This window comes from Uliginosibacterium sangjuense (assembly GCF_059132465.1).
On record NZ_CP101132.1, the window covers coordinates 3,651,359 to 3,673,417 of the forward strand.

25 protein-coding genes are annotated in these 22,059 nt (G+C 65.2%); 14 read left to right on the top strand and 11 right to left on the bottom strand.

Annotated elements, in window-relative coordinates:
• Nucleotides 1–5: 5 nt before the first annotated feature.
• From NMB43_RS16820 to mpl, 6 genes are all read right to left on the bottom strand, one after another.
• Nucleotides 6–224, bottom strand: coding sequence for a DUF2970 domain-containing protein (locus NMB43_RS16820; RefSeq protein ID WP_494349317.1), 219 nt, complete (start codon nucleotides 222–224; stop codon nucleotides 6–8).
• On the bottom strand, nucleotides 224–754 hold the full coding sequence (locus NMB43_RS16825; RefSeq protein ID WP_494349318.1) for a cytochrome c oxidase assembly protein: 531 nt from the start codon (nucleotides 752–754) through the stop codon (nucleotides 224–226). The genes NMB43_RS16820 and NMB43_RS16825 overlap by 1 nt, the downstream gene beginning before the upstream one ends.
• Nucleotides 751–861 (bottom strand): cytochrome oxidase small assembly protein, encoded by a 111-nt coding sequence (locus NMB43_RS16830; protein ID WP_494349319.1) that lies wholly within the window; start codon nucleotides 859–861, stop codon nucleotides 751–753. Before NMB43_RS16830 ends, NMB43_RS16825 begins: the two co-directional genes overlap by 4 nt.
• An 8-nt stretch (nucleotides 862–869) precedes the next feature.
• On the bottom strand, nucleotides 870–2,462 hold the full coding sequence (gene ctaD, locus NMB43_RS16835) for a cytochrome c oxidase subunit I (protein ID WP_494349320.1): 1,593 nt from the start codon (nucleotides 2,460–2,462) through the stop codon (nucleotides 870–872).
• A 37-nt stretch (nucleotides 2,463–2,499) separates the two neighbouring features.
• Complete coding sequence (coxB, locus tag NMB43_RS16840; protein ID WP_494349321.1) at nucleotides 2,500–3,345, bottom strand: cytochrome c oxidase subunit II; 846 nt, start codon at nucleotides 3,343–3,345, stop codon at nucleotides 2,500–2,502.
• Nucleotides 3,346–3,576: 231 nt separating this feature from the next.
• Nucleotides 3,577–4,932 carry a UDP-N-acetylmuramate:L-alanyl-gamma-D-glutamyl-meso-diaminopimelate ligase gene (gene mpl / locus NMB43_RS16845; RefSeq protein WP_494349322.1) on the bottom strand — a complete coding sequence of 452 codons (1,356 nt, stop codon included), beginning with the start codon at nucleotides 4,930–4,932 and terminating at the stop codon, nucleotides 3,577–3,579.
• An 87-nt stretch (nucleotides 4,933–5,019) separates the two neighbouring features.
• Here mpl and NMB43_RS16850 point away from each other — a divergent pair, with 87 nt between their 5' ends.
• From NMB43_RS16850 to NMB43_RS16915, 14 genes are all read left to right on the top strand, one after another.
• A complete protein-coding gene (locus NMB43_RS16850; RefSeq protein WP_494349323.1) occupies nucleotides 5,020–5,655 on the top strand; it encodes a hypothetical protein in 636 nt (211 codons plus the stop codon).
• Nucleotides 5,627–6,208, top strand: a complete 582-nt coding sequence (locus tag NMB43_RS16855) for a TlpA family protein disulfide reductase (protein WP_494349324.1) — start codon at nucleotides 5,627–5,629, stop codon at nucleotides 6,206–6,208. The genes NMB43_RS16850 and NMB43_RS16855 overlap by 29 nt, the downstream gene beginning before the upstream one ends.
• Before the next feature lie 37 nt (nucleotides 6,209–6,245).
• A complete protein-coding gene (aroQ, locus tag NMB43_RS16860) occupies nucleotides 6,246–6,770 on the top strand; it encodes a type II 3-dehydroquinate dehydratase (protein WP_494349325.1) in 525 nt (174 codons plus the stop codon).
• Nucleotides 6,771–6,826: 56 nt separating this feature from the next.
• Complete coding sequence (accB, locus tag NMB43_RS16865; protein WP_494349326.1) at nucleotides 6,827–7,273, top strand: acetyl-CoA carboxylase biotin carboxyl carrier protein; 447 nt, start codon at nucleotides 6,827–6,829, stop codon at nucleotides 7,271–7,273.
• A 75-nt stretch (nucleotides 7,274–7,348) separates the two neighbouring features.
• Nucleotides 7,349–8,692, top strand: coding sequence for an acetyl-CoA carboxylase biotin carboxylase subunit (gene accC / locus NMB43_RS16870; RefSeq protein WP_494349327.1), 1,344 nt, complete (start codon nucleotides 7,349–7,351; stop codon nucleotides 8,690–8,692).
• A 9-nt stretch (nucleotides 8,693–8,701) separates the two neighbouring features.
• Entirely contained in the window at nucleotides 8,702–9,592 is an 891-nt protein-coding gene (prmA, locus tag NMB43_RS16875) for a 50S ribosomal protein L11 methyltransferase (RefSeq protein WP_494349328.1), read from the top strand.
• The gene (locus NMB43_RS16880; RefSeq protein ID WP_494349329.1) at nucleotides 9,586–10,869 is read left to right on the top strand and encodes a DUF3426 domain-containing protein; all 1,284 of its coding nucleotides are present in this window, start codon (nucleotides 9,586–9,588) and stop codon (nucleotides 10,867–10,869) included. Before prmA ends, NMB43_RS16880 begins: the two co-directional genes overlap by 7 nt.
• A gap of 105 nt (nucleotides 10,870–10,974) precedes the next feature.
• Nucleotides 10,975–11,475 (top strand): thiol peroxidase, encoded by a 501-nt coding sequence (gene tpx / locus NMB43_RS16885; protein ID WP_494349330.1) that lies wholly within the window; start codon nucleotides 10,975–10,977, stop codon nucleotides 11,473–11,475.
• A gap of 96 nt (nucleotides 11,476–11,571) precedes the next feature.
• Nucleotides 11,572–11,952, top strand: a complete 381-nt coding sequence (locus tag NMB43_RS16890) for a diacylglycerol kinase (RefSeq protein WP_494349331.1) — start codon at nucleotides 11,572–11,574, stop codon at nucleotides 11,950–11,952.
• A 72-nt stretch (nucleotides 11,953–12,024) separates the two neighbouring features.
• Complete coding sequence (locus NMB43_RS16895; RefSeq protein WP_494349332.1) at nucleotides 12,025–13,254, top strand: glycosyltransferase family 4 protein; 1,230 nt, start codon at nucleotides 12,025–12,027, stop codon at nucleotides 13,252–13,254.
• Nucleotides 13,255–13,316: 62 nt separating this feature from the next.
• Nucleotides 13,317–14,252, top strand: coding sequence for a carbohydrate kinase family protein (locus NMB43_RS16900; RefSeq protein ID WP_494349333.1), 936 nt, complete (start codon nucleotides 13,317–13,319; stop codon nucleotides 14,250–14,252).
• Nucleotides 14,253–14,264: 12 nt separating this feature from the next.
• Nucleotides 14,265–14,750: an outer membrane lipoprotein gene (locus NMB43_RS16905; RefSeq protein ID WP_494349334.1), complete on the top strand. Its 486-nt coding sequence runs from the start codon at nucleotides 14,265–14,267 to the stop codon at nucleotides 14,748–14,750.
• Between the two features lie 97 nt (nucleotides 14,751–14,847).
• A complete protein-coding gene (locus NMB43_RS16910; RefSeq protein WP_494349335.1) occupies nucleotides 14,848–15,603 on the top strand; it encodes a GNAT family N-acetyltransferase in 756 nt (251 codons plus the stop codon).
• A gap of 83 nt (nucleotides 15,604–15,686) precedes the next feature.
• Nucleotides 15,687–16,472: a lysophospholipid acyltransferase family protein gene (locus NMB43_RS16915; RefSeq protein WP_494349336.1), complete on the top strand. Its 786-nt coding sequence runs from the start codon at nucleotides 15,687–15,689 to the stop codon at nucleotides 16,470–16,472.
• Between the two features lie 51 nt (nucleotides 16,473–16,523).
• Here the strand turns inward: NMB43_RS16915 and NMB43_RS16920 are convergent, their stop codons facing one another.
• From NMB43_RS16920 to NMB43_RS16940, 5 genes are read right to left on the bottom strand one after another with little or no spacing between them, the layout of a single operon-like run.
• Complete coding sequence (locus NMB43_RS16920; protein ID WP_494349337.1) at nucleotides 16,524–17,366, bottom strand: symmetrical bis(5'-nucleosyl)-tetraphosphatase; 843 nt, start codon at nucleotides 17,364–17,366, stop codon at nucleotides 16,524–16,526.
• Entirely contained in the window at nucleotides 17,359–19,209 is a 1,851-nt protein-coding gene (locus NMB43_RS16925) for a polysaccharide biosynthesis protein (protein ID WP_494349338.1), read from the bottom strand. The genes NMB43_RS16920 and NMB43_RS16925 overlap by 8 nt, the downstream gene beginning before the upstream one ends.
• A gap of 25 nt (nucleotides 19,210–19,234) precedes the next feature.
• Complete coding sequence (locus NMB43_RS16930) at nucleotides 19,235–20,221, bottom strand: MraY family glycosyltransferase (protein ID WP_494349339.1); 987 nt, start codon at nucleotides 20,219–20,221, stop codon at nucleotides 19,235–19,237.
• Between the two features lie 38 nt (nucleotides 20,222–20,259).
• On the bottom strand, nucleotides 20,260–21,273 hold the full coding sequence (locus NMB43_RS16935; protein WP_494349340.1) for an NAD-dependent epimerase/dehydratase family protein: 1,014 nt from the start codon (nucleotides 21,271–21,273) through the stop codon (nucleotides 20,260–20,262).
• The gene (locus NMB43_RS16940) at nucleotides 21,258–22,058 is read right to left on the bottom strand and encodes a glycosyltransferase (protein WP_494349341.1); all 801 of its coding nucleotides are present in this window, start codon (nucleotides 22,056–22,058) and stop codon (nucleotides 21,258–21,260) included. The genes NMB43_RS16935 and NMB43_RS16940 overlap by 16 nt, the downstream gene beginning before the upstream one ends.
• Nucleotide 22,059 lies beyond the last annotated feature (1 nt).

Below are 22,059 nucleotides of genomic sequence, written 5' to 3' on the forward strand. Positions count from 1 at the left end.
ATTGCTCACTGGACCGCTGCATTGGCGATGACCAGGCGCACCACCATTACGATGGTGAGCACGAAAACGACGCCGCCGATCACCCCGGCGACGATCAGGTGAACGGGCTTGAGGCGTGCCGCATCCTGCTGGTAGCCGCTACGCCGCCGCAGGCCCACGAAGGACCACAGCACAGCGCTGACCGTGGCGAGAAAGCCTGGTGCCCTTTCCTTGTCCGTAGACATCAGGAGCCTCCCACCGCGCCCTGCACCTCGAAGAAGGTGTAGGACAGGGTGATGGTGTTCTGGTCTGCCGGCAGCGCACCGTCGATCATGAATACCACCGGCATCACCCGCTTCTCGTTGGCTGCCAGGGTCTGCTGCCGGAAGCAGAAGCACTCCAGCTTCTTGAAGTGCTGCTCGGCGAGCTTGGGGCCGTAGCTGGGAATGGCCTGGCCGGTCACCGGACGATCCAGCGTGTTCTCGACCTCGTAGTCCACGCGCACCATCTGGCCGGGGTGGACGGTAATGCTCGATTGCAGTGGGCGGAACTTCCAGCCCAACGCATGCAGGTTGGCATCGAACTCGACCACCACCTCGCGAGAGGCGTCCACCTGGCTGTTGCTGACCTCGTCGGGCTGCAGCAGGTTGCGGATGCCCGAAACCTCGCAGATCTTTTCGTAGAAGGGCACCAGCGCGAAGCCGAAGCCGAACATGCCCACTGCGGCGATCAGCAGGCGCACCAGCAGGCGGCGGTTTTCCAGTGCCTGGCTCATTGCCCGAAGACTCCGATCTTGATGATGATGGCCACAAAGAAGCCCGCAGCCAGCGCGGCCAGGATCAACAGGGTGCGCAGATTGCGGCGCTGTCCGTGGCTGCTCATCGCAAGGCTCAGCGCACGACCGGCGGTTCCTCGAAGGTGTGGTAGGGCGCCGGCGAGGGCACCGTCCACTCGAGGCCTTCGGCACCTTCCCAGGGCTTGGCGGGCGCCGGCTCGCCACCCTTCACACACTTGATCACCACATAGGCAAACAGCAGTTGCGACAGGCCGAAACCGAAGGCACCGATGGTCGCGATCTCGTTGAAGTCGGTGAATACCGGGTTGTAGTCCGGCACGCGGCGCTGCATCCCGGCCAGGCCGAGGAAGTGCATCGGGAAGAAAGTGATGTTGAAGAAGATCATCGACAGCCAGAAGTGGCGCTTGCCGAGCTTCTCGTCATACATGTGACCGGTCCACTTCGGCAGCCAGTAGTAGGCACCGGCGAACAGCGAGAACAGCGAGCCGGCCACCAGCACATAGTGGAAGTGGGCGACCACGAAGTAGCTGTCCTGGTACTGGATGTCGACCGGCGCAATGGCGCACATGAGGCCGGTGAAGCCGCCCATCGTGAACACGAAGATGAAGCCCACGGCGAACAGCATGGGCGTCTCGAAGGTCATCGAGCCCTTCCACATCGTGGCGATCCAGTTGAACACCTTCACCCCGGTGGGCACCGCGATCAGCATGGTCGCGTACATGAAGAACAACTGCGTCGCCGCCGGGAAGCCTGTCGTGAACATGTGGTGCGCCCACACGACGAAGGACAGGATGGCGATCGAAGCCGTGGCATAAACCATCGAGGCGTAACCGAACAGCGGCTTGCGGGCGAAGGTCGGGATGATCTGCGACACGATGCCGAAGGCCGGCAGGATCATGATGTAGACCTCGGGGTGGCCGAAGAACCAGAACACGTGCTGGTACAGCACCGGGTCGCCGCCGCCGGCCGCATTGAAGAAGCTGGTACCGAAGTGGCGATCGGTCAGCATCATCGTCACCGCGCCGGCCAGCACCGGCATCACGGCGATCAGCAGGTAGGCGGTGATCAGCCAGGTCCAGCAGAACAGCGGCATCTTCATCAGCGTCATGCCGGGTGCGCGCATGTTCAGGATGGTCACCACGATGTTGATCGCGCCCATGATGGAGCTGGCGCCCATGATGTGGATGGCGAAGATCGCCATGTCCATGCCCATGCCCATCTGCAGCGAAAGCGGCGCATACAGCGTCCAGCCCGCAGCCGTCGCACCGCCCGGCACAAAGAAGGAACCGATCAAAAGGATCGCCGCCGGCGGCAGCAGCCAGAAGGACCACAGGTTCATGCGCGCGAAGGCCATGTCGCTGCAGCCCACCATCAGCGGCACCATCCAGTTCGCGAAGCCGACGAAGGCCGGCATGATCGCGCCGAACACCATGACGAGACCGTGCATGGTGGTGAGCTGGTTGAAGAATTCGGGCTGCACCACCTGCATGCCGGGCATGAACAACTCGGTACGCAGCGTCAGCGCCATCACGCCCCCGGAGAGGAACATGATGAAGCTGAAGATCAGGTACATGTTCCCGATGTCCTTATGGTTGGTCGTGGTGAGCCAACGCATCAGGCCGCTCGGGCCGTGGTGATGGTGATCGTCGTGGTGGGCGTGGGCGGGGTCGTGACTGACTGCGCTCATTTAGGGCTCCGTTCCTGTTCTTGGCGTGCGGGCGGACTCAGCCGGCCGTCTTGTTGGCAGTGGCACCGGCCGCCTTGTCGGCGGGCGCTGGCGCGGCGGCGGCCTTCTTCTGATCGGCTACCCAGGCGGCATACTTTTCGGCCGACACAACCTCCACCACCACGGGCATGAAACCGTGCTCCTTGCCGCACAGCTCGGCACACACCCCACGGTAGGAGCCCTCCTTCTCGGCCTTGAACCAGGTGTCGCGGATGAAACCGGGAATCGCATCCTGCTTCACGCCCAGTGCCGGCACCCACCAGGCGTGGATTACGTCCTGCGCGGTGGTCAGCACGCGGACCTTCTTGCCCACCGGCACGACCAGCGGCTTGTCGACTTCCAGCAGATAGTTGTCGCCCTTCCACTCGCCACGGTCAATCTGGGCGCGCGGTGTCGACAGCGTTGAATAGAACTGGATGCCCTCGCCCTCGCCCTTGATGTAGTCGTAGCCCCACTTCCACTGGTAGCCGGTGACCTTCACGGTGATGTCGGGGTTCGAGGTGTCTTTCTGCGCCAGCACCACCTTGGTGGCGGGCCAGGCCATGCCGAGCAGGATCAGCACGGGGATCACGGTCCACGCGATCTCCACGCCCAGATGCTCATGGAACTGCGCCGCCACATGCCCCTTGGACTTGCGGTGGGCGTAGATGGACCAGAACATGAAGCCGAACACCACCACGAAGATCACGACGCAGATCCAGAACATGAGCATGTGCAGGCTCATGATGCTTTCCGCGAGGTGGGTGACGGGTTGCTGCAGGTTGTAACGGCTGTTCTCAGCCTGGGCGCTCGCGGCGAACATCCCCCCAGCCGCGATCAATGCATGTGCTGCCTTGTTATTCATGTCTCCTGCCTTTTGGTGGCCTGATCCTGACCGCCCACGGGCCGGGCACGGATCGCACTCAAGACACGCGGCGCGACGACGGGACGCACCGCAGCTTATCGGCGCGAATGTTGCCACAGGGGGAGAAACCGCAGCAAGAAATATTGACGCAGATCAAAGCTGCGCGCGTCTTTCGCGCGAAACCGATAGTCTGGATCAATGCAGGCGAAGGGCTTGCGCCTGCCGGCCGCTTCAGGAACGTTGCGCGAGCGCCTCCAGCAACTTGTCGTGCACGCCGCCGAAGCCACCGTTACTCATCACCAGCACCTGGTCGCCATAGCGCGCCTCGGCGGCGATCGCCGCCACCAGATCCGGCAAAGTGTCAAAGCAGGCCGCGCGCTCGCCCATCGCACCGAACACCTCGCCCGCGTCCCAGCCCAGATTGGCGGCGTAGACGAAGCTCTTGTCGGCATCGACCAGGCTGTCGGGCAGGCGCGACTTCATGACGCCCAGCTTCATGGTGTTGGAGCGCGGCTCCAACACCGCCAGGATGCGCCGCTGCGGGCCGACCCGCCGGCGCAGCCCGGCCACCGTGGTGGCAATCGCCGTCGGGTGGTGCGCGAAGTCGTCGAACACGGTCACGCCGCGCACGGTGCCGCGCGGCTCCAGTCGGCGCTTGATGCCGACGAAGCCCTCCAGCGCCTCGGCCGCCCGCCCCGGCGACACCCCCACATGACGCGCCGCGGCCATCGCCGCCAAGGCATTGAAGCGGTTGTGCGCACCCGCCAGCGGCAGCTTGCAACTGGACACCTCACGCCCGTCCAGCAGAAAGGCCACGTTGTCGCGCTCGTCGAGGTCCTCGTACTGCCAGCCTGCCGCCGCACCGAACCACTCCAACTCGCTCCAGCAACCGCGCGCGATCACGCGCCGCAGGCTCTCCTCGCCGCCGTTGGCGACGATGCGGCCGGTGCGCGGCACGGTACGCACCAGGTGGTGGAACTGGGTTTCGATCGCCGCCAGATCAGGGAAGATGTCGGCATGATCGAACTCCAGGTTGTTGAGGACGGCGGTACGCGGACGGTAGTGCACGAACTTGGAGCGCTTGTCGCAGAAGGCCGTGTCGTACTCGTCCGCCTCGATCACGAAGAACGGGGTGTCCGTCAGGCGTGCCGACACGCCGAAGTTGCCCGGCACGCCGCCGATCAGGAAACCCGGATTCAGGCCGGCATCCTCCAGAATCCACGCCAGCAAGGACGAGGTCGTGGTCTTGCCATGCGTGCCGGCTACCGCCAGCACCCACTTGCCCTGCAGAATGTTGTCCGCCAGCCATTGCGGCCCGGAGGTGTAGGGCAGGCCGCGATCAAGAATGGCCTCCAGCAAAGGATTGCCGCGCGACACCGCATTGCCGACGACATACAGATCAGGTGCCAGCGCGAGCTGCTCAGCCGACCAGCCCTCGATCAGGGCGATCCCCTGCTCTTCGAGTTGTGTGCTCATCGGCGGATAGACGTTGGCATCGCAGCCGGTGACGGTGTGGCCCGCAGCGCGCGCCAGCAGGGCGATGCCGCCCATGAAGGTGCCGCAGATACCCAGGATGTGAATATGCATTATTGGAAACTCGGGGAATGCGTCGGACCGCCCTTGGGCGCCGCTGTGTAGAATAGGTTCCGATTCTATCCGTAGAGCGAGCCCCGCATGCCAGCCCGCCACAGCTTCCCCACGCGCCAGGACAGCCTGCGCCGCAAGATCGCCGCGGTCGCCGCCCGTCTGATGGCTGAAGAGGGCATCACCGACTACGGTTTCGCCAAGCGAAAAGCGGCCCGCCAGCTCGGCATCGGCGAAGGCGAAGCGCTGCCGACCAATGCCGAAGTCGAGGAAGAGCGTCAGACCTACCACAAGCTCTACCGCGACGAAGAAGACGAAGCACGGCTGCACGAAATGCGCCTGGTCGCCGTCGAGGCGATGCGGGCGCTGGCACCCTTCACCCCCTTCCTGACCGGCACGGTGCTCGACGGCACGGCCGGCGCCTACTCCGAGGTGGAGCTGGAGATCTTTGCCGACAGCGCCAAGGACGTCGAGATCTTCATGATCAACGAGGGCATCCGCTACGAACACCGCGAATCGCGGCGCAGTGGCCACGACGCGCCCGAGGCCGTGCTCAGCTTTGACTGGGAGGACGTGCCCTTCAAGCTGTCGATCTACGACCGGGTGGCCCAGCGCACCCCACGCCGCAGCGGCGGACGCCAACTGGAGCGCATCGGTATCGACAGTTTGCTGAACATCATTGAAGAGGAGGACGCCGGTGAATCCGGTTTCGTCACCCAGCCCTGAGCGCCGCCGCCTGCTGATTGCCTCGGTCGCCAGCCTGGCCCTGGCAGGGGGCGCCGCCACGGCCTACCTGCTGCGCAATGGCCGCGACATACCCTCCACCGCCCACGCCGGCGCAGCCCGCCTGATGCAACTGGAGTTGCCGGATGCCCAAGGCAAGCCGGTGGCTTTCGCGCAATGGCGCGGCAAGCCCTTGCTGGTGAACTTCTGGGCCACCTGGTGCCCGCCCTGTCGCGAAGAGATGCCTATGCTCGACCGCCTCTCTGACGAGTTCCGCGAAGTGCAGTTTGTCGGCATCAGCGTCGATCGTGCAGAAGCCGTGCAGACTTTCATGCGCGAAACACCGGTACGTTTCCCTCTGCCGGTCAGCGGTCTGGAGATCAGTCAGCTCGCCGGCGAACTGGGCAACGCCGCCATGGCCCTGCCCTTCACCGTGTTCCTGACGCGCGACGGCAAGGTGGCGCAGATCAAGCTCGGCGCCTTGAAGGAAGCCGAATTGCGCACCACCCTCGCCCGCCTCTCGGCGGCGCCGCTGGCCGCAAGTTCGGCGAAGTAATGGACAACTTGCAGCTAGTTGCGGCAAACTGCGCGCCATGAAGAGTTCCACCAGCACCGCTCGCGGCACCCGAAAGGCCGCCGGCAGCAAGGCTGACGCGCCTTCCAAGGCACGCATCCTGGTCCTGCACGGCCCCAATCTGAACCTGCTGGGCACCCGCGAACCGGAAATCTATGGACGCACCACCCTGGCCGATATCCACGCCAGCATGGAAGCGCGCGCTCGCGCCGCCAAAGTGCAACTGGAATCGTTCCAGAGCAACCACGAGGGCGAGCTGATCGACCGCGTGCAGGCGGCGCGCACCGAGGGGGTGGAGTTCGTCATCATCAACCCGGGTGGTTACAGCCACACCAGCGTGGCGCTGCGCGATGCGTTCGCGGCGGTCAAGATTCCCTTCGTGGAGGTTCATCTGTCGAACATCCACACGCGCGAATCTTTCCGGCACCACTCGTACTTCTCCGACATTGCCGTCGGGGTGATCTGCGGTCTCGGCGCCGAGGGCTACATGCTGGCCCTCGAGTTCGTGCTTGGCCGCCTCGCGCAAACCGCCTCGTCGCGCTAAGCCAACATCAATAAGGGGCGGCCTGCCGCCCCCGTTTCGTTTTCAGGGAGTGAGACATGGATCTGCGAAAGCTCAAGAAACTCATCGACCTCGTACAGGAATCCGGCATCGCCGAACTGGAGGTCACCGAGGGCGAGGAAAAGGTGCGTATCGCCAAGCACACCTCGGCCCCGGCCATGAGCAGCGCGCCGGTCACCTACGTCGCTGCACCGCAGGCCGCCGCTCCGGCCGCCGCCCCGGTCGTCGAAGCCGCCCCCAGCCTGCCGGCCGGCCATGTAGTGAAGTCGCCCATGGTCGGCACTTTCTACCGCTCCTCGGCGCCCGGCGCCGAGCCCTTCGTCAAGGAAGGTCAGTCGGTCTCCAGCGGCGACACGCTGTGCCTGATCGAAGCCATGAAACTCATGAACGAGATCGAGTCCGACGCCACTGGCGTGGTCAAGGCGATCCTCGTCGAGAACGGTCAGCCGGTCGAGTACGGCCAGCCCCTGTTCGTCATCGGGTAATCAGTGACACGTGGCAGTGCGCGGTGACGCCCAGGCGGCCGCTCACGCATCACGATCACGTCTCACGAGGTTCCTATGTTTGAAAAAGTCCTGATCGCCAACCGCGGTGAAATCGCGCTGCGCATCCTGCGCGCCTGCCGCGAACTGGGCATCCGCACGGTGGCCGTGCATTCCGAGGCCGACAGCGAGGCCAAGTACGTCAAGCTGGCCGACGAATCCGTATGCATCGGCCCGGCCCCCAGTGGCCAGAGCTATCTGAACGTACCCGCCATCATCGCTGCAGCCGAGGTGACCGACGCCGAGGCCATCCACCCGGGTTACGGTTTCCTGTCAGAGAACGCGGACTTCGCCGAGCGCGTCGAATCCTCCGGCTTCACCTTCATCGGCCCGCGCCCGGAAACGATCCGCCTGATGGGTGACAAGGTCTCGGCCAAGCAGGCCATGATCGAAGCCGGCGTGCCCTGCGTGCCAGGCTCCGGTGGCGCCCTGCCCGACGACCCGAAGGAAATCGTCAAGATCGCACGCAGCATCGGCTATCCCGTCATCATCAAGGCGGCCGGCGGCGGTGGCGGGCGCGGCATGCGCGTGGTGCACACCGAGGCCGCGCTGCTGGCTGCGGTGACCACGACCCGTACCGAGGCCGGCGCAGCCTTCAACAACTCCACCGTGTACATGGAGAAGTTCCTGGAGAACCCGCGTCACGTGGAGATCCAGGTACTGGCCGACCAGCACGGCAATGCGGTCTACCTGGGCGAACGCGACTGCTCGATGCAGCGCCGCCACCAGAAGGTCATCGAGGAAGCGCCTGCCCCTGGCATCGACCGCAAGGTGCTCGCCAAGGTCGGCGAGTCCTGCGTGGCTGCCTGCAAGCGCATCAACTACCGCGGGGCGGGCACCTTCGAGTTTCTGTACGAGAACGGCGAGTTCTTCTTCATCGAGATGAACACCCGCGTGCAGGTCGAACACCCGGTGACCGAGATGATCACCGGCATCGACATCGTGCAGGAACAGATCCGCATCGCCCACATGGAACCGCTGCGCTTCAAGCAGAAGGACGTAGTGCTGCGCGGCCACGCGATGGAGTGCCGCATCAACGCGGAAGACCCGTTCAAGTTCACGCCCTCGCCGGGCAAGATCCTGACCTGGCATACGCCGGGCGGCCCTGGCATCCGCGTCGACTCGCACGTGTTCTCCGGCTACACCGTGCCGCCCAACTACGACTCGATGATCGGCAAGGTCATCGCTTACGGCGACACGCGCGAGCAGGCCATGCGCCGCCTGCGCATCGCACTGTCAGAGATGGTCGTCGACGGCATCAAGACCAACATCCCGCTGCACCAGGAACTGCTGCTGGATGCCAATTTCGCGCAGGGCGGCACCAGCATCCACTACCTGGAGCACAAGCTCGCCGCCAAGTAAGGACACGCCATGTGGCTTTCCGTGACCCTGCAAGCCGACGCCCGCCGCGCCGAAGCGCTCTCCGAGGCGCTGATGGATGTCGGCGCCCTGTCGGTCAGCATCGAGGATGCGGACGCCGGCACCGAGCGTGAGACGCCCCAGTTCGGCGAGCCCGGGCATATCAACGAGCGGCTGTGGGACCACAGCCGCGTCATCGCGCTGTTCGACGCGCAGGTAGAGCTGGCGGTCATGCTGGCTCAGGCCGCGGGCGCGGCCGGGCTGGACGAAGTGCCACCCTTCACCATCGAAGAGGTGGCCGAACAGAACTGGGTGCAGCTCACCCAGTCTCAGTTTGACCCGATCCAGATCGACGCCCGCATCTGGATCGTACCCTCCTGGCATGCCGCACCGGATCCGGCCGCGATCAACATCGAGATGGACCCCGGCATGGCCTTCGGCACCGGCTCCCACCCGACCACCCGCCTGTGCCTGCAGTGGCTCAGCCGCGAAGTGCAAGCGGGCTGGAGCATGCTCGATTACGGCTGCGGCTCGGGCATCCTGGGCATCGTGGCGGCCCGCCTGGGGGCTGCACCTGTACTGGGTGTGGACATCGACCCACACGCCGTCGAAGCCAGCCGTGCCAACGCCGAGCGCAATGGCGTGCAGGCCGAATGGCGTGACAGCGGCCAGCCGATCGCGGGACAATTCGACATGGTCGTTGCCAACATCCTCACCAATCCGCTGTGTGTGCTGGCCCCCGCCATCGCTTCCCATGTGAAGCCAGGCGGCCTGCTGGCACTCTCCGGCGTCCTGGCGACGCAGGCCGAGCAGGTCATCCGCGCCTATGCGCCCTACATCGCGTTGGTCGTGGGCGACGAACATGAAGGCTGGATCCGCCTGGAGGGCCGGCGCGCATGCTGACCACGCGTTGCCCTTCGTGCAACACGGTCTTCCGCATCCGCGCGGAACAACTCAACCAACGCGGCGGCCGCGTGCGCTGCGGCCACTGCCACACCGCCTTCCTGGCCCTCTCCACCCTGGAGGAGATGCCGGACGATACGGAGCTGCCCAAGCCCGGCAGCATGGCACCGCCCGCCGCGCCGGCGCCGGCAACCACGCCGGTTGCGCCCCCGCCGCCCCCGCCGCCCCTATCGCCACCACCGACTGCATCCGCGCCCGTCGCACCGCCCGTGGTCGCGCCGATTGCGCCGGTCACGCCGGTTGCGCCGCCCACCCCGGCAACGGCCCCCGTCATCAGCGCGGCGCCCGCCTCGATAGATAGCGAAGCGCAGCGCTTCGCCGCGCGCACCCAGATCACTGAACCGGTCATCGACATCATCGACGGCCGCATCGAGCCCAGCCTGCCGGAGGAGTTCCGCGCGCCGGAGTTCGAGATCCGGCTCGACGACGACGAGCCGCCCGAGCCCCTGGAGCCGCGAGAGATCGCTTCGCCTGCCGCCGTCCCGGAGGCCTCTGCGGAAGAGCACATCCAGCTCACCGGCATGCATCCGGAACTGGACGAGGAAGAGACCGACCCTGGCGAGCCCACCGAACCGACGCCTGACCCCGTCCCGCAGAACGTGCTGCACGGCGAGGGCAGCCAGGAGGCGCTGGCCAGTGTGCTGGAGCAGATGTCGGACGAGGACAATGCGCGCCGACGCGAAGACGTGGCGGGGCCGGCCACCGTGTATCTCGACGACGAGGTCCTGGTGCCGCCCAAACGCCAAGGTGGCGCCCGCTGGTGGGGCGGCGCGGCCCTGCTCCTGCTGCTGGGGCTGGTGCAGGCGGCCTTCCTGTTCCGCACCGAGCTGACGAGCCAGTTCCCCGACCTGCGCGCTCCTTTCGAGCAGACCTGCGCCGCACTGGGCTGCGAGGTGCCCTACCCGACCCGCGCCGAGGACATCTCGGTCGAGGCGACCGACCTGAATCCGGACGCCAGCCGGGGCGGGCACTACACCCTGGTGGTGACGCTGCGCAACCGGGCGCGCTTCATGCAAAGCTGGCCGCATCTTGAACTGACCCTGACCGACCGTTTCGACCGCGCCATCCTGCGCCGCGTGCTCACGCCTGCTGAGTGGTTGCCCGCAGGCATGGCACAGAGCCCGGCTTTCAGCCCGCTGGGTGAGGTCACGGCGCAGGTCGGCTTTGCCACTGAGCTGCCCGCGGCAGGCTACCGGCTATACGCGTTCTACCCTTGAATCAGGGCGGGGCAGGTCTCTTGAAAAGTGACCGCCTCTCCCGATCTGCCCCAGGCCCTGCCGGCACCCCGCCAGCCGGGCCACCCCTCAACTAGGAGAGTATTCATGGCAAGCGTCACCCTTGGCGGCAACCCGGTCGAAGTCGCCGGTTCCATTCCCGCTCCCGGCAGCACCGCCCCCGGCTTCAAGCTGGTCGGCGCCGATCTGGCCGATGTTTCGCTGGCGGATTTCGCCGGCAAGCGCAAGGTTCTGAACATCGTCCCCAGCCTGGACACCCCGGTGTGCCAGACCTCTACGCGCAAGTTCAACGAACAGGCTGGCAGCCTGCCCGACACTGTGGTGCTGGTGATCTCGGCCGATCTGCCCTTCGCCGCCAAGCGCTTTTGTGAGACCGAAGGCCTGCAGAACGTGAAGACCCTGTCCACGCTGCGCGGCGGCGAGTTCAAGCGCGCCTACGGCGTCGACCTGGCCTCCGGCCCGCTGGCCGGCCTCACCGCCCGCGCGGTGGTAGTGCTGGACGCGCAGGACAAGGTCTTGCACAGCGAGCTGGTGCCGGAGATCAAGTCCGAGCCCAACTATGACGCAGCGCTGGCCGCACTGAAGTAAGCCCGCGCGCCGACCGTGCCCCCGGCACGGTCGGCGTCACCGGCCCGTAACATCCGCTGTCGATACTGCGCCGCGCCCCATCCCCGGAAAGCCTGCATGTCCGCGCACGACGAAAGCCCCTTCAAGGGCAAGACCGGCCTCACCCGCGTCTGGAACGCCTTCAACTACTCCCTGGAAGGCCTGCGTGCCGCCTACTCGCACGAGGACGCCTTCCGCCAGGAAGTGCTGCTGGCCCTGGTGCTGATCCCGATCGCCCTCTTCAGCCCGACCACCGGCGTGGAAAAGGCCCTGCTGATCGGTAGCGTGCTGCTGGTGCTGATCGTGGAGTTGGTCAACTCCGCCGTCGAAGCCACGGTGGACCGCATCTCGCTGGAACACCACCGCCTCGCCAAGCGCGCCAAGGACATCGGCAGCGCCTCGGTGTTGCTCACCCTGATCAATCTGGCGGTCGTGTGGGCATGCGTGTTCCTGCTGTAAGTCTTCGCACCTGACACATCCCTGTCACGGGCGCGTCATGTGCCTGTCGCATGCGCACGCGAGCATGCGCGCATGGAACCCGACCGCCTGCTCGTGCAGAACCTCGCCACGGCGCACCGCCAGTTGCGCATCGCCATCGTCACCGAGACCTATCCGCCCGAGGTCAATGGCGTGGCCATGACCACCGGACGCATCGTCGACGGCCTGCTGGCCCTGGGCCACGAGGTGCAATTGATCCGCCCGCGCCAGCATGCGGGCGACCAGCCGGCGCAGGAGGAAGGGTTCGACGAGCTACTGTCGCAGGGCATCCCCATCCCCAAGTACAACCATCTCAAGATGGGGCTGCCGGCACGCCACGCGCTGATCCGCGCCTGGTCGGCGCGCCGCCCGGACGTGATCCAGGTCGTCACCGAAGGGCCGCTCGGCTGGTCCGCTGTGTCGGCGGCGCGCAAGCTCAAGCTGCCGGTCATCACCGAGTTCCACACCAACTTCCACACCTACAGCCGCTACTACGGCATGGGCTGGCTCAAGCAGCCGGTGGCCGCCTACCTGCGGCGCTTCCACAACAAGGGTGACCTTGCCCTGGTGCCCACCGAGGCGTTGTGCCGCGAACTGCTGGGCGACGGTTACCAGCGGGTGGAGGTGGTGGCGCGCGGCGTCGACACCCGCCTGTTCGCGCCCGAGCGTCGCAGCGAGGCCTTGCGCCGCGAATGGGGCGTCGCGCCGGACGCCCTGGTCTGCACCATCGTCAGCCGCATGGCGCCGGAGAAGAACCTGGAGCTGGGCATCCGCGCCTTCGAGGCAATCCACCAGGCGCGCCCGGATGCGCGCCTGCTGTTCGTCGGCGATGGTCCGGCGCGCGCCGCGCTGCAAGCCAAGTACCCGCAGCACCTGTTCGCCGGCATGCGCATGGGCGAGGACCTGGCGGCACACTACGCCAGCGCCGACTGCTTCCTGTTCCCCAGCCTCACCGAAACCTTCGGCAACGTCATCACCGAGGCTCTGGCCAGCGGCCTGCCGGTGCTGTGCTTCGACTACGCGGCCGGCGCCGAGCTGGTGCGCCCAGGGCATAACGGCCTGCTCGCCCCATTCGAGGACGCCGACGCCTTTGTCGCGCTGGCGGCGCGCATGGGACGCGAGCCCGGCCTGCTGGCGCAACTGCGGGAAGCCGCGCGCGCCAGCGTGCTGGGGGTGGACTGGCAAGCCATCGTGGCGCGCCTGGTGGCAGTACAGCAAGGCGTGATCCAGCGCCACGCAGTGCGTTTGGATAAACGCGGCGCCCTTGCCCTGCAGGGCGACTGAAGGCGCCGCAGGACACGCAAGCGCGTAGAATCGGCCGGTTTGCAATCAACCGGGTTCCCGACATGTCCGTCCTCATCTGCGGCTCGATGGCCTTTGACACCATCATGGTGTTCCGCGACCAGTTCAAGCGCCACATCCTGGCCGAGCAACTGCACATTCTGAATGTCTCCTTCCTCGTCCCCGAGATGCGCCGCGAGTTCGGCGGCTGCGCCGGCAACATCGCCTACAGCCTGGCCCTGCTGGGTGGCGCGCCGCGCATCCTGGCCACCGTCGGCGAGGACGGCGGCCCCTACCGCGACCGCCTGGCCGCGCTGGGCATCGACCAGAGCTTCGTGCGCACCGTGGATGGCAGCTACACCGCCCAGGCCTTCATCACCACCGATCTCGACGACAACCAGATCACCGCCTTCCACCCGGGCGCGATGAGCTACTCGCACCACAACCACGTGAGCGATGCAGCGCAAGGGGTACGCCTGGGCATCGTGGCGCCGGACGGCCGCGAAGGCATGCTGCAGCACGTGGCGGAGTTCGCCGCAGCCGGCATCCCCTTCGTGTTCGATCCGGGCCAGGCCCTGCCCATCCTGACGGGTGAAGATCTGGTGAGCTGCATCGACAAGGCCAACTGGTGCACGGTCAACGATTACGAGCTGCAACTCGTTGTAGACAAGACGGGCCTGACCGTGGAGCAGATCGCGGAACGTCTGGGCGCACTGGTGGTCACATTGGGCGCCCAGGGCTCACGCATCTACAGCGGCGGCCAAGTGGTCGACGTGCCCTGCGTGCCGGCCGAAACGGTCGCCGACCCGACCGGCTGCGGCGACGCCTACCGCGGTGGCCTGCTGTACGGGCTGGATCAAGGCTGGGACATCGTGCGCGCCGCCAAGCTGGCCTCGGTCATGGGGGCGATCAAGATCGCCCATCGCGGCGGGCAGAACTACCAGCCCAGCCGGGAAGCCATCGCACAACGTTTCGCCGAGGCCTATGGCGAAACCCTGTAAGGAAGGACAAACATGAATAAACCTCTGTACCTCGCCCTGGGCCTGACGGCCCTGCTGGGCCTGGGTGGCTGCGCCAGCAGCCTGTCGGGCGACACCTATTCGCGCGACGAAGCCCTGCGCACCATGACCTACATGGACGGCACCATCACCGCCGTGCGCAAGGTACGCCTGGAAGGCACCAAGAGCTATGTCGGCACGGGAGCGGGCGCCATCATCGGCGGCATCGCCGGCAGCGGACTGGGCGACGGCAAGGGCTCGCAGGTGGCCGCAGTGGCCGGTGCGGTACTGGGTGGTCTGGCGGGCTCGGCCGCCGAAGAAGGCCTGACCCGCGAGGATGCGTGGGAGATCACGCTCAAGATGGACAACGGTGAGAACCGCATCGTGGTGCAGGAGGCCGGTAACGACAACTTTGTACTCGGCCAGCATGTGCGCCTGGTCCAGGGCAATGGCAAGACCCGTGTGGTGCCCGCCGACAGCAGCGTCCCGCCGAAGAAGTGACACGCCCATCCCCTGTCACCGCGACGAAACAGTGACGTAACTCCCCTGCAACGCAGCCTGCCCAGAATCGCCCTGAACTTCACAAGGAGTACTGGGCATGCTGCGTACCGAATCGCAACTGACCGGCATCCGCGCACGAAATCTTTTCGTCGGACTGGCCGCGTCGGAATCGGAAATCCTCGAAGCGCAGAAACTGCGCTACCGCGTCTTCGCCGACGAGATGGGCGCCCGCCTGCCGACACGTACGCCGGGCGTGGACCGCGATCACTTCGACCCCTACTGCCAACACCTGATCGTGCGCGATGAAGACAAGGGCCGCATCGTCGGCACCTACCGCATCATCACGCCGGAAGCGGCACGCCGGGGCGGCTACTACTCGGAGACCGAGTTCGACCTGACGCGCTTCCACCACCTGCGCCCCAGCCTGGTCGAGTTGGGCCGCTCCTGCATCGACGCCGACTACCGCACCGGTGCAGTCATCACCCTGCTGTGGGCCGGCCTCGCCAAGTTCATGCTGGAGAACGGCTACCAATACCTGATGGGCTGCGCCAGCATCGGCATGGGCGACGGCGGCCACAACGCGGCCAACATCTTCCGCTCACTGCAGGGCGAATACATGGCCTCGCCCGAGTACCACGTGTTCCCGCGCCACCCGCTGCCGGTGGACAAACTGGCCAGCGACTCGCCGGTCGACATCCCGCCCCTGCTCAAGGGCTACCTGCGCGCCGGCGCCCAGGTTTGCGGCGCGCCGGCCTGGGACCCCGACTTCAACACGGCCGACCTGCTGATCCTGTTGCCGATGTCACGCATCGACCCGCGCTACGCCCGCCACTTCGTCGAGCGCCAATCCTGAACGCACCGCTCGAACCCGCCCTGCGGAACTCCCCGCAGGGCGCGGGCTATACTGGCCGGCCCGAAGTCTCCACTGGGCCCGCCGTGTCGTCCCGTTTCACCGCCGAATGCCGCGCCGCCTGGCGCCTGCTGCGCCTTGCCGGCCACCTGCTGGGCGGCCTCTACACCGTGCGCTTCCGCTTTCCCGGCTGGAGCGAAACCCGCCGCCGTGCGGTCAAGCGAGCCTGGTCGCAGCGTCTGCTGGAGGTGCTGGGCGTACGCCTGCAAGCCGCCGCGATGACGCTGCCCGAGCCCGCACTGATCGTCTGCAACCATATTTCCTGGTTGGACATCTTCGTCATCAATGCGCTCACCGAGACGCACTTCGTATGCAAGGACGAGGTGCGCGACTGGCCGGTGATCGGCTGGCTGGTGGAGCACACCGGCACCATCTTCATCGCGCGCGGCAGCCGGGCGGCCGCGGCGCGCACCGCGCAGACCCTGGTCGAGACCATGCAGGGCGGCGAACGCGTGGTGGTGTTCCCGGAAGGGACGACCACCGACGGCCACGGCCTGCTGCCCTTCAAGAGCGCACTGTTCCAGTCGGCGGTGGATGCGGCAGCGCCAGTGGCGCCCGCCGTGCTGCGCTACCTCGACGCACATGGCCAGCCCGACCGTGCGCCAGCCTACGACGGGGACATCACGTTCTGGGCCTGCCTGCGCAACATCGTGCGGGCGCCGCAGCTGCACGCCGAAGTACGCCTGCTGGCCCCGCTGTCGGCCGAACTGGGCCGACGCGAACTGTCAGAGCTGAGTTGGCAGCAAATCGCTGATGGCCTGGGCCTGCGGCACGCACTGCAGGCACGCGCGAGCCCGGATCTCACTCCCTAGCGCCGGCGTGCGCAGGGAGGCCGTCATCCCGGCCTCTGGTCGGCCTTCGACCTAATCCCAGCCGCTCGGCGGCGAGGCCTCAGGGCAATCCACCTGGAATACCGCACCGTCGTCCAGACGGTAGGCCGTCAGTTGCCCGCCCCACACACAGCCCGAGTCCAGGGCCACGACCTGGCCCATGTCGCGGAAGCCCAGCGCGGACCAATGCCCGCAGACGATTCGATGGCTACGCCAGGCCGCCTCGGGCGCGGCATACCAGGGTACGGCGCCCGCCGGCGCCTTTTCCGGTGGCCCCTTGGTCTTGACGTCGACCCCGCCGGCGGGCGTCAGGAAGCGCATGCGCGCCATCGCATTCACGACCACGCGCAAGCGGTCCCAACCGGTGAGATCGTCTTCCCAGTGCACCGGCTTGGCGCCCCACAGATTGAGCAGGAATTCCTTCCATTGCGGCCCGCGTAGCTGAGCCTCCACTTCGCCGGCCAAGGCCAGGGCCTGGTCGATGCTCCATTGCGGCAGCAGCCCCGCATGCACCATCGCCCAGCCACCCTCCACATGCAGGAAGGGGCGGAAACGCAACCACTCGATCAACTCATCGGCATCCGGAGCGTCCAGCACATCGTGCAGGGTGTCGCCCTCACTCGGCCGCGGCGGCATGCCGGCAGCCAGGGCCAGCAAATAGAAGTCGTGGTTGCCCAGCACCGCCGTGCAGCGCGGTCCGAGCTTGCGCAGAAAGCGCAACACCTCGGCCGATTGCGGGCCGCGGTTGACGAGGTCGCCCACCACCCACAGGCGGTCTTGCGGGTTGAAACCACTTTGTTCAAGCAACGCAAGCAAGGGGTTCAGGCACCCCTGCAGGTCACCGATGGCCCAGATGCTTCCGCCAGACTCAAGCACGGCTCTTGGCAAGGCTGACGACCTGAAGATCCGCACGCGGGCTGGCGGGCGCGTACTCCGGTACCCACCTGCGCAGTTCGCGCTTGACCTCACCCGGCGTGCGCACCTGCCCGGCCCGCAGCCAGGCAATGACCTCATCCACCAGGGCGGGATCCACATCGCGCGCCTTGGCGATACGCAGCTTGGGGTGATGGGTCTGGCGGGTCAGCTCGGAATCGGCAAGCAGTTCCTCGTAGAGCTTCTCGCCCGGACGCAGGCCGGTGAACTCGATGGGAATCTCGTGCTCAGTCGCCCCGGACAGGCGAATCATGTCGCGCGCGAGATCGACGATCCGGACCGGCTTGCCCATGTCCATCACGAAGATGTCACCGCCCTCGCCCATCGCCCCGGCCTGCAGCACCAGTTGGGCCGCCTCGGGAATGGACATGAAGTAGCGCGTGATCTCGGGATGGGTCACGGTCACCGGCCCGCCACGCGCGATCTGCTCGCGGAACTTGGGCACCACGCTGCCCACGCTGCCCAGCACATTGCCGAAACGCACACATTCGAAGCGGGTATGCGGGCTGCCGCGCTGGGCCGCCAGGCACACCATTTCGGCCAGACGCTTGCTGGCCCCCATCACATTGGTCGGATTCACCGCTTTGTCGGTGGAGATCAGCACCATGCGATCGACCCCGCTGGCCAAGGCGGCCTGCGCCACGCACCAGGTCCCCAGTACGTTGTTGCGCACGGCCTGCCAGGCATTGGCCTCTTCCATCAAGGGCACGTGCTTGTAGGCCGCGGCATGGAACACGACGCCGGGCACGAAACGCCGGAACACGTCCTGCAGCCAGGCGGCATCGCGCACATCGCCCGCCACCGGAATCACCTGCACCTGCGGGAAATGCGCGGCGAACTCCTCGGTCAGCCGGTACAGCGCGTACTCGTTGAGTTCGTAGGCCACCAGGGAGGCAGGCTGGAAACGCGCGATCTGGCGGCACAACTCGGAACCGATCGAGCCCCCGGCACCGGTCACCAGGATGGTCCGCCCGGTCAGCATGTGGCCCACGTTGCCGGTGTCGATCTGGACCGGCTCGCGCCCCAGCAGGTCCTCGACATCCACCTCGCGCAGGCTGGGTGTGGCGTCGCCAGGGCGGATCATGCCTTCCAGGCCGGGCAGCACCATCGCCTTGACCCCCGCCTGCACGCAGGCCGTCATGGCGCGCTTGTGCACCTGCGGCCCGGCCGAGGGCATGGCGATGATGGCATGGCGGACCTTCATCTGTTCCGCCACGCGCCCCAGGTCCGCCAACCCGCCGAGGATGCGGAAGCCCAGCAGTTCGCGCCCTTTCTTGCTGGGGTCGTCATCCAGCACCCCCACCAGCCGCCATTCGGCGCTGCGGCACAGCTCGCGCGCCATCTGCATGCCGGCAGCTCCGGCGCCGAGCAGGATCACCGGCTTGCCTGCCGCCACCAGCGCCCCCCAGCGCTGGTGCTCCTTCCACGCCCGGTAAGCCACGCGCGCGCCGCCCATGACGACGATCAGCAGGAAGGGGTGGAGGATGAAGACCGAGCGCGGCACCGCCGGTGTCGCCCGGAACAGGAAGACCAGCAGCATGGTCAGGATGGCAGCGCTCACCACCGCACGCACGATACGGATCAAGTCGGGCAGGCTGGCGAAGATCCAGATGCCCTTGTACAGACCGAGCAACCAGAACATCAGCGCATGCACCGGCAAAACCCACAGCGCCGCCTGCAGGCCGGACGCCGCGAACTCCTCTGGCACAGCGAAATTGAATCGCAAGGCGTAACTGAAGGCCCAACACCCGAGTACGGCCAGCACATCGAAGGCCAGTACGAGCATCGCGCGCAGAGAAAACTGCCCTGTATCAAGCCGGGACGGAAGCATGCGCATCTTGATACCTCTCCCAACGCTTATCTATCAGCCGCGCCAACACGGCATAGATGCACAGCAGCAACAGGCAAGCCAGCCAAGCATGATCAGCCTTGCGCAAGCCAAGCGCCAGCGCCCCAATAAGCGCCGACCAAATCATCCAAGCCGCGGCCACCCAACGATGACTCAACCCCATACGGATCAGACGTTGATAGTAATGCTCGCGATGTGGCCGCCAGAAGGCGTCACCACGCAGGATCCGCTTGGCCAACGTCAGACTGGCATCCATCAGGAATGCAGAAAATACCCACAAAGGAAACCATGCAGGCCAAACACCGTTGATCGTACCAATCAGTCCCAAGGCCCCAGCCAAGAAACCCATTGGCACCGATCCGCAGTCTCCCAAGAAGATACGCGCTGGACTCCAGTTAAACAGCAAGAAACCTAGCGCCGCCCCCGCCACCGCCCAGGCTAACAGAGCGATGACATCACCAGGAGCCGCCAGTGCAAAGGTCGAAAAACCCACCAGAGCCATGCCACCAGCCATGCCATCTGAGCCGTCCATGAAATTGTAGAGGTTCGTTGACCATGTCAATAGCAACAGTACGAGTATTACGTACGCAGCCCCCCCACCCCCAACTACAATGATCAGGCCAGCACTCGCCGTCAATTGAGCTATCAGGCGCGGCACAACACCCAGCCCACAGCGGTCATCCCAAATACACAGCCCTCCCAAGGCGAGTGCTATGGCGCCCGCCCACAGAGGCTGTCCCGTCACACCTATTAGCGCCGACACTACAGCCACGGCCAGCAATACCCCCACTCCGCCCGAGCGGGGCGTCGTGGTTGTATGCATTGAACGCTCATTCGGCTTGTCAAGTGCAACACTAGCCAGCCCGCTACTCAAAAGCACAAGGATGATGACCGCACTCAGTGCAGCAGATGCAACAAAGGCTATGACTGCGAACATGTCGATTGCCAATCAGCTCACTCCAGAACCGTAGGATGAAACACGAAGGATCAACCGGCAGCACCTGCCGCAACGAGATCTGCTATCCCAGTATATAAATCGACCCGTGGCGACCACCCAAGTTCTCTCTGGATCTTATCGGACGAATACCAGGCGGAATCAAGTAAGCGAGAAACTACCTGACTAGAAAAAGGCATCACACGAGAGGTCAGCCTCTCTGCAATGTCGCCAGCATATCCAGCCGTGCGTAGTATGGATTCCGGCAGGTAGTAGCGGGGCCGGGGCATCCCCAGCGCCGCCCTCATCGCCAAGTAGATTCCTCGCCCTGACGGCGCCTCGGGATGCGCCACGATGTAACAGCCCTTGGCATCCGTTTGCATGCTCGCCAGCAGAATCGCATCGGTGACATCGTCAATATGCACGAGCGAGCGATGATTGTGCGTTTCCGGTAGTGCAGGAAAATGACCGGCACGCACCATGCGCAGCATCCGCTCGAGATTTCCCTTTCCTCCTGGCCCATAGACCATCGCCAATCGCAAGGATACGACAGAAAGGTTGGAGCGTTCCGCCAGTTCGGCAAGCCCAATTTCCGCCTGTCGTTTGGCCAGAGCATAACTGCCGTCGAATGGCCCCTGGAAGCTCTCGTCTGCACGATCACCTCCAGACATGCCACCTGCCTTCACACTGGAACAGAACACGAAACGGCGGACGCCAGCCTGTTCCGCGAATTGCGCCAGCCGGAGCGTAGCCTCGCAATTGATGCGGAAATTGGCCCGCTCGATTTCTGCAGCCCCCCCTTTGAACGCGTGAGCGACACCAGCACAATGTACGACCACATCACAATCTGCCACGGCAGCTCGCAGCAGTTCCTCATCGTCGAGCGCTCCAAGCACAACATCCTCGCCGTACAACGGCGTCCGGCTCAGCTTGCGGACAGCCAGCGCTTCACGTTCCAGGTACGCGCATACACGAGCTCCAATGAAGCCACTCGCTCCAGTCACCAGAACCCGGTTTGGCATAAACGTCCCTTGGGAAGCCAACGCCTGCTCTACCAGGCGCGCCATCCGTAGCGATTGAAGAACTTACACATGGAGTTGACGAACATAATGATATGTCGCACGCCTTTTCTGGCCGCACCACCGCCATGATGGACGATAGAAATCGACTTGGCGGCGGCTAGGCGCGCACGCAGAGAAGCCCGGCGGCTGATATCGAAATCCTCGAAATAGAGGAAAAAGTTCGGATCGAAACCGTGGACCTCACGAAATACGCTGCCGCGAAAGAACATGAAGCAACCGCTCACCAGTGGAGGATCGAACACAGCCTCCTGATCCACCATATCGCCGAATTCATAGCGACTGAGTCGTTCGGCAAAGCGAGAGCGTATCCAATCGGCAGCGAAGGCACGCAGAAACAGATCCAATACGGTGGGATACCGTTTGCACAGATTCAGGGCCCGACCCGCATCATCCTGTCCATAGGCGCACAATAATCCAACGTCGGAGTGGTCGGCCATGAAACGGACTGCATGCACGAGGCAATCCGATTTCAACTCGACATCTGGATTGAGGACCAAGTGGTAGTCACCCACATGAGGCAGCGCGAAGTTGTGCCCTGCTCCGTAGCCAACATTGCCATGACCACGCACGAGAATCACCGGAAGATCGCCAGCATCGTCCAGATAAGCGGGCATCTGCGGTTCGTTGTCGTTATCGACGAAAACGATCTGCAGCGCTGCGGAAGGCACAGCCTCAGACAGCAAGGCAAAGGCAACGCGCAAGCTCGATATCGTAGCCTGTAGTTTGGCTACATCCGAACGAAACACTACGATACTGACAGACAGTTTCATG

Coding starts and splice junctions, on each gene's coding strand:
- NMB43_RS16880 (WP_494349329.1), top strand. CDS start 9,586: ATGCTGACCACGCGTTGCCCTTCGTGCAACACGGTCTTCCGCATCCGC.
- NMB43_RS16820 (WP_494349317.1), bottom strand. CDS start 224: ATGTCTACGGACAAGGAAAGGGCACCAGGCTTTCTCGCCACGGTCAGC.
- NMB43_RS16940 (WP_494349341.1), bottom strand. CDS start 22,058: ATGAAACTGTCTGTCAGTATCGTAGTGTTTCGTTCGGATGTAGCCAAA.
- accB (WP_494349326.1), top strand. CDS start 6,827: ATGGATCTGCGAAAGCTCAAGAAACTCATCGACCTCGTACAGGAATCC.
- NMB43_RS16830 (WP_494349319.1), bottom strand. CDS start 861: ATGAGCAGCCACGGACAGCGCCGCAATCTGCGCACCCTGTTGATCCTG.
- NMB43_RS16910 (WP_494349335.1), top strand. CDS start 14,848: ATGCTGCGTACCGAATCGCAACTGACCGGCATCCGCGCACGAAATCTT.
- NMB43_RS16925 (WP_494349338.1), bottom strand. CDS start 19,209: ATGCTCGTACTGGCCTTCGATGTGCTGGCCGTACTCGGGTGTTGGGCC.
- mpl (WP_494349322.1), bottom strand. CDS start 4,932: ATGCATATTCACATCCTGGGTATCTGCGGCACCTTCATGGGCGGCATC.
- ctaD (WP_494349320.1), bottom strand. CDS start 2,462: ATGAGCGCAGTCAGTCACGACCCCGCCCACGCCCACCACGACGATCAC.
- NMB43_RS16890 (WP_494349331.1), top strand. CDS start 11,572: ATGTCCGCGCACGACGAAAGCCCCTTCAAGGGCAAGACCGGCCTCACC.
- accC (WP_494349327.1), top strand. CDS start 7,349: ATGTTTGAAAAAGTCCTGATCGCCAACCGCGGTGAAATCGCGCTGCGC.
- NMB43_RS16900 (WP_494349333.1), top strand. CDS start 13,317: ATGTCCGTCCTCATCTGCGGCTCGATGGCCTTTGACACCATCATGGTG.
- NMB43_RS16905 (WP_494349334.1), top strand. CDS start 14,265: ATGAATAAACCTCTGTACCTCGCCCTGGGCCTGACGGCCCTGCTGGGC.
- NMB43_RS16895 (WP_494349332.1), top strand. CDS start 12,025: ATGGAACCCGACCGCCTGCTCGTGCAGAACCTCGCCACGGCGCACCGC.
- NMB43_RS16935 (WP_494349340.1), bottom strand. CDS start 21,273: ATGGCGCGCCTGGTAGAGCAGGCGTTGGCTTCCCAAGGGACGTTTATG.
- aroQ (WP_494349325.1), top strand. CDS start 6,246: ATGAAGAGTTCCACCAGCACCGCTCGCGGCACCCGAAAGGCCGCCGGC.
- tpx (WP_494349330.1), top strand. CDS start 10,975: ATGGCAAGCGTCACCCTTGGCGGCAACCCGGTCGAAGTCGCCGGTTCC.
- NMB43_RS16825 (WP_494349318.1), bottom strand. CDS start 754: ATGAGCCAGGCACTGGAAAACCGCCGCCTGCTGGTGCGCCTGCTGATC.
- coxB (WP_494349321.1), bottom strand. CDS start 3,345: ATGAATAACAAGGCAGCACATGCATTGATCGCGGCTGGGGGGATGTTC.
- prmA (WP_494349328.1), top strand. CDS start 8,702: ATGTGGCTTTCCGTGACCCTGCAAGCCGACGCCCGCCGCGCCGAAGCG.
- NMB43_RS16850 (WP_494349323.1), top strand. CDS start 5,020: ATGCCAGCCCGCCACAGCTTCCCCACGCGCCAGGACAGCCTGCGCCGC.